This is a genomic window from Nocardioides sp., assembly GCF_034670285.1.
Classification (GTDB): domain Bacteria; phylum Actinomycetota; class Actinomycetes; order Propionibacteriales; family Nocardioidaceae; genus Nocardioides.
This window is the reverse complement of sequence record NZ_JAXMNS010000345.1, coordinates 1-4,176: the sequence shown is the minus strand read 5'-3', so window position 1 is coordinate 4,176 and position 4,176 is coordinate 1. Positions and strand designations below refer to the sequence as shown.

Genomic DNA, 4,176 nt, shown 5'->3' with positions numbered 1-4,176 from the left:
CGCCGGCGCCGAGGCGACGTGCCACCCCGGCCGTGGTGCCGTAGGCGAGGAAAATGCAGACGCCGACTGCGGTCTGCAGGATCACCGCGGCGATGCCGAGCCCGGCGAGCTGGGGAGTGCCGAGCCTGCCGACCACGACGGCGTCGGCCAGCAGGAAGAGGGGCTCCGCCACGAGCGCGAGGAAGGCCGGCACCGCCAGGCGGACGATGGCCTTGTCCTGTTCCCGCACGAGGCTGAATGTATGCGGTGGCGTCGGGGGCTGCTCGAGGGGCTCGACCGCCCACGGGGAGTGATGACGATTTCACGCACACTCTGTGGATAGCCGGTGGTGAGGTGGGTTTGTCGACAAACCACCGGGACACGCCGAGGTGGACGCGCGGTGAACAGAAATGCTTTTGCAAAACTTTTGGGTCCACACCCCAGATGAGGTGTTTGTGCAGTTCAAAGCCGTTTCTCGCTCGTGCGCGACCTAGTTGTACACAGGTTGCTCCCCAGGCTGTGCACAGCGTTGTGCGTGTCGTCCACGGGTCCACCGCAGTTATCCACAGGGGCTGTGGATAAGGCGGTATCGCGGGACCCCCTCAGACCCGTAGGTTCGCGAGTCCGACCAGCTCCACGCCATCGTGCGCAGAGGTGTCGGTGCCTGCCCCTAGCGTCACAGCACCACCTGCTGCTAACCGGAAGCGAGACCGTGAGCGTCACCGACTCCGACCACCGCCAGATGCCCGAGCCGCCCTTCGACGACTGGGGCGACGGCCCGGCGGCCTTCGAGCCGGGTGACTCGCCCCGCAGCTCCGGCGGCGACCGCACTCCGCCACAGGACATGGCGGCCGAGCAGTCGGTGATCGGCTCGATGCTGATCTCCAAGGACGCCATCGCCGAGGTGTCCGAGGTGCTGCGAGGCACCGACTTCTACCGGCCGATGCACGAGACGATCCACGACGCGATCATCGACCTCTTCGGTCGCGGTGAGCCGGTCGACATGATCACCGTGGCTGCCGAGCTGCAGCGTCGCGGCGAGCTGGCCAAGATCGGTGGCGCGCCCTACCTCCACACGCTGGCCGCCAACGTCCCGATCGCGTCCAACGCCGAGTACTACGCCCACATCGTGCGCGAGAAGGCGATCCTGCGCCGCCTCGTCGACGCCGGCACCAAGATCGCGCAGTACGGCTTCGCCGGCGAGGGCCAGATCGACGACATCGTCGACCGCGCCCAGGCCGAGGTCTACCAGATCACCGAGCGCCGAGCGGCCGAGGACTACGCGCCGCTGAGCGACATCATGGACAAGGTCCTCGACGAGATCGAGGCCATCGAGAACCGTGAGTCCGGCCTCTACGGCGTCCCGACCGGCTTCGCCGACCTCGACGATCTCACCAACGGTCTGCACTCGGGCCAGATGATCATCGTGGCTGCCCGCCCCGCCATGGGGAAGTCGACGTTGGCGCTCGACTTCTGCCGAGCGGCGTCGATCCACAACAACCTCACCAGCTGCTTCTTCAGCCTCGAGATGACGCGCTCGGAGATCTCGATGCGTCTGCTCTCGGCGGAGGCCAAGGTCCCGCTCAACCACATCCGCAACGGCAAGATGGACTCCTCCGACTGGGACAAGCTCGCCCGTCACATGGGCAAGGTCTCCGGGGCGCCGATGTTCATCGACGACAGCCCCAACATGACGATGATGGAGATCCGAGCCAAGGCGCGCCGCCTCAAGCAGCGTCACGACCTCCAGCTCATCGTCATCGACTACATGCAGCTGATGTCCTCAGGCCGCAAGGTCGAGTCGCGCCAGCTCGAGGTCTCGGAGTTCTCCCGTCAGATCAAGCTGCTGGCCAAGGAGCTCGAGATCCCGATCATCGCGCTCTCACAGCTCAACCGTGGTCCCGAGCAGCGCGCCGACAAGCGCCCGATGATGAGCGACCTGCGTGAGTCGGGCTCCCTGGAGCAGGACGCCGACATGGTCATCCTGCTCCACCGCGACGACGCCTACGAGAAGGAGTCGACGCGCCCCGGCGAGGCCGACCTGCTCGTGGTCAAGCACCGCAACGGCGCGACGCGTGACATCACCGTGGCCTTCCAGGGCCACTACTCGCGCTTCGTCGACATGGCGCACTGACACCGGAGGGACAGGGCGCCGCGGCGCCCCAGCGGTCGCCGTCGTCAGCGCACGTGGCGCAGCGCGTCGTCGATCGGGGTGTCGCCGTCGTTGAACGGGATCTTCAGCCCGGCCACGGCAGCCGGCTCGGCCCCGGCGACCGCACGGATCATCCGCGCCACCGTGCCCCGCGAGACCTGGCCGGCGTCGCTGGCCTGCACGTCGACGGTGTCGGCCGGGGGGCCTTCGGTGAGGGCGCTCGGCTGGAGGATCGTCCACTTCAGGGCCGACTCCTCGAGGTGCGCGTCAGCCTCGGTCTTCGCCTGGGCGTAGGCGTAGAAGTCGTTCTCGGGCGGTACGCCGTGGTCGGGACCTGCGCCGAAGTACGACACCATCACGTAGCGCTCGGCCCCGGCAGCTGCGGCGGCGTCCATGGAGCGGATCGCTGCGTCGCGGTCGAGGGCGTAGGTCTACACGGCGGAGCCGCCGCCGGCGCCGGCCGCCCCAACGACGAGGTCTTGACCGCGTAGCAGGCCCTCTAGCTCGTGGGGCTGCATCGACGCCACGTCGGCGACGGAGGGCTCTGCGCCGAGCTTGCTGATGGCTGCGGACTGGTCGGGGTCACGGATCACCGACGTCACCTGGTGGCCGTCCTCGACCAGGAGCGGGGTCAGCTTTCGAGCGACCTTGCCGTGTCCTCCGACGATGATGATGCGCGTCATGCGTCCTCCTTGAACCTCGTGTGGACGAGTCGCGGAGCGCGACCCGCATGAGGACCCGACCTCGGGTCGGGTCGCGTTCAGTCTAGGGAGCCGCAGGTCAGCGACAAGGGGTCTCTCGCCGGCAGCTCTCGCGGCACATGCTCGCGCCTCCAGCGGGTCAGGGTTAGGTTGCCGAGGTGCCTGACTTCACCTGGTGCCCCGCCAACGAGGCCACGATCGAGGACGTCGAGACGATCTTCGATGCCGGTGGTGCCCGCACCTGCCGGTGCCAGGGCCTGAAGGTCGCGGGTTGGATCTGGCGCGACTCCACCCAGGAGCAGCGCGACGCGGCCCTCGTGGAGCAGGCGGCCTGCGGGACCTCCGGCCCGACGTCGGGTCTCGTCGGCTACGTCGACGGCGAGCCGGCAGGGTGGGTCGCGGTCGAGCCCCGGGAGAACTATCCCAAGATCTGGAGCCGCCGGCAGCCGTGGATGCGCAGGGATCCCGAGCTCGAGGGCGTCTGGTCGGTCACCTGCTTCGTCGTCCGCAAGGGATTCCGTCGCCAGGGACTGATGTACGAGCTGGCTGCCGCCACCGTCGAGTACGGACGACAGCGTGGTGCGCGAGTGCTGGAGGGCTACCCCACCGAGCAGCCGGCCGGGAAAGCGGTGATCTGGGACGAGGCGTCCGTCGGGATGCTGCAGGTCTTCCTCGACGCCGGCTACGAGGTGGTGGCGTCCCCGACCCTGCGCCGCAGGGTGGTGCGCCACCGACTCGGCGGTCCCACCTGAGGATCAGCTCGAGCGCCGTACCCGCTCCAGGGCGAGGAACAGCCTGCCGAGGGCCGCGAGGAGTGCCGGCGTGACGAGCCAGACCGGCGCTCCGAGCAGGAGAGCGAGGAGGACCACGACGAGCGCCACCGCGATCGCCACCGACGGTCCAAGCGCAGCCACGAGCCGCACCACGATCCGCGCCGTCGCCGACGGGCCCTCCGAGGAGTTCTCACGGTTGGTCGTGACGTTCACTCTGACACGTGCGCCAGATGTCGGTGGGTCCCCCTAACGTGCGTCGAGCCCCGACCCACAGACTGGAGAGCGTCATGTCGCACACCCACACCGACCGTCAGCGCCAGGCCGTCTACCGGGCCGAGGACGCAATCGCCAAGACGCTCAAGCAGGGCGGCACCATCGAGCACCAGGGATCGACGCTCACGCTCGAGGCGGAGCGACAGTTCGGCGACCTCGCCTCGATCCAGACGTACGTCGACCGCGTGCTCGCGCTACGCAGCGTCGCGGGCCTCGAGCGGGCCTCGATCCCGCTGACCGTCCGTGAGCGGCGCGGCCACACCAAGGCCCACTCGTTTTCAATCTCGATGCAGCCGAA

5 protein-coding genes and 1 pseudogene are annotated in these 4,176 nt (G+C 68.5%); 3 read left to right on the top strand and 3 right to left on the bottom strand.

What is annotated here, in order from left to right; genetic code table 11:
* On the bottom strand, positions 1-229 hold a 229-nt coding region (locus tag VOI19_RS15465; protein ID WP_323793857.1), incomplete at its 3' end, for an MATE family efflux transporter.
* Positions 230-721: 492 nt separating this feature from the next.
* Between VOI19_RS15465 and dnaB the strand changes: the two genes are divergently transcribed.
* Entirely contained in the window at positions 722-2,113 is a 1,392-nt protein-coding gene (dnaB, locus tag VOI19_RS15460; RefSeq protein ID WP_416366389.1) for a replicative DNA helicase, read from the top strand.
* A gap of 44 nt (positions 2,114-2,157) precedes the next feature.
* Here dnaB and VOI19_RS15455 read toward each other — a convergent pair.
* A pseudogene (locus VOI19_RS15455) lies at positions 2,158-2,814 on the bottom strand (NAD(P)H-binding protein).
* Between the two features lie 176 nt (positions 2,815-2,990).
* Here VOI19_RS15455 and VOI19_RS15450 point away from each other — a divergent pair.
* Entirely contained in the window at positions 2,991-3,584 is a 594-nt protein-coding gene (locus VOI19_RS15450) for a GNAT family N-acetyltransferase (RefSeq protein ID WP_323793856.1), read from the top strand.
* Positions 3,585-3,587: 3 nt separating this feature from the next.
* On the opposite strand, the gene VOI19_RS15445 is transcribed toward VOI19_RS15450, so the two are convergent.
* On the bottom strand, positions 3,588-3,818 hold the full coding sequence (locus tag VOI19_RS15445; RefSeq protein WP_323793855.1) for a hypothetical protein: 231 nt from the start codon (positions 3,816-3,818) through the stop codon (positions 3,588-3,590).
* 74 nt (positions 3,819-3,892) lie between these two features.
* Here VOI19_RS15445 and VOI19_RS15440 point away from each other — a divergent pair.
* The coding region (locus tag VOI19_RS15440) for a hypothetical protein (protein ID WP_323793854.1) at positions 3,893-4,176 on the top strand (284 nt) is incomplete at its 3' end.

Coding starts and splice junctions, on each gene's coding strand:
- dnaB (WP_416366389.1), top strand. CDS start 722: ATGCCCGAGCCGCCCTTCGACGACTGGGGCGACGGCCCGGCGGCCTTC.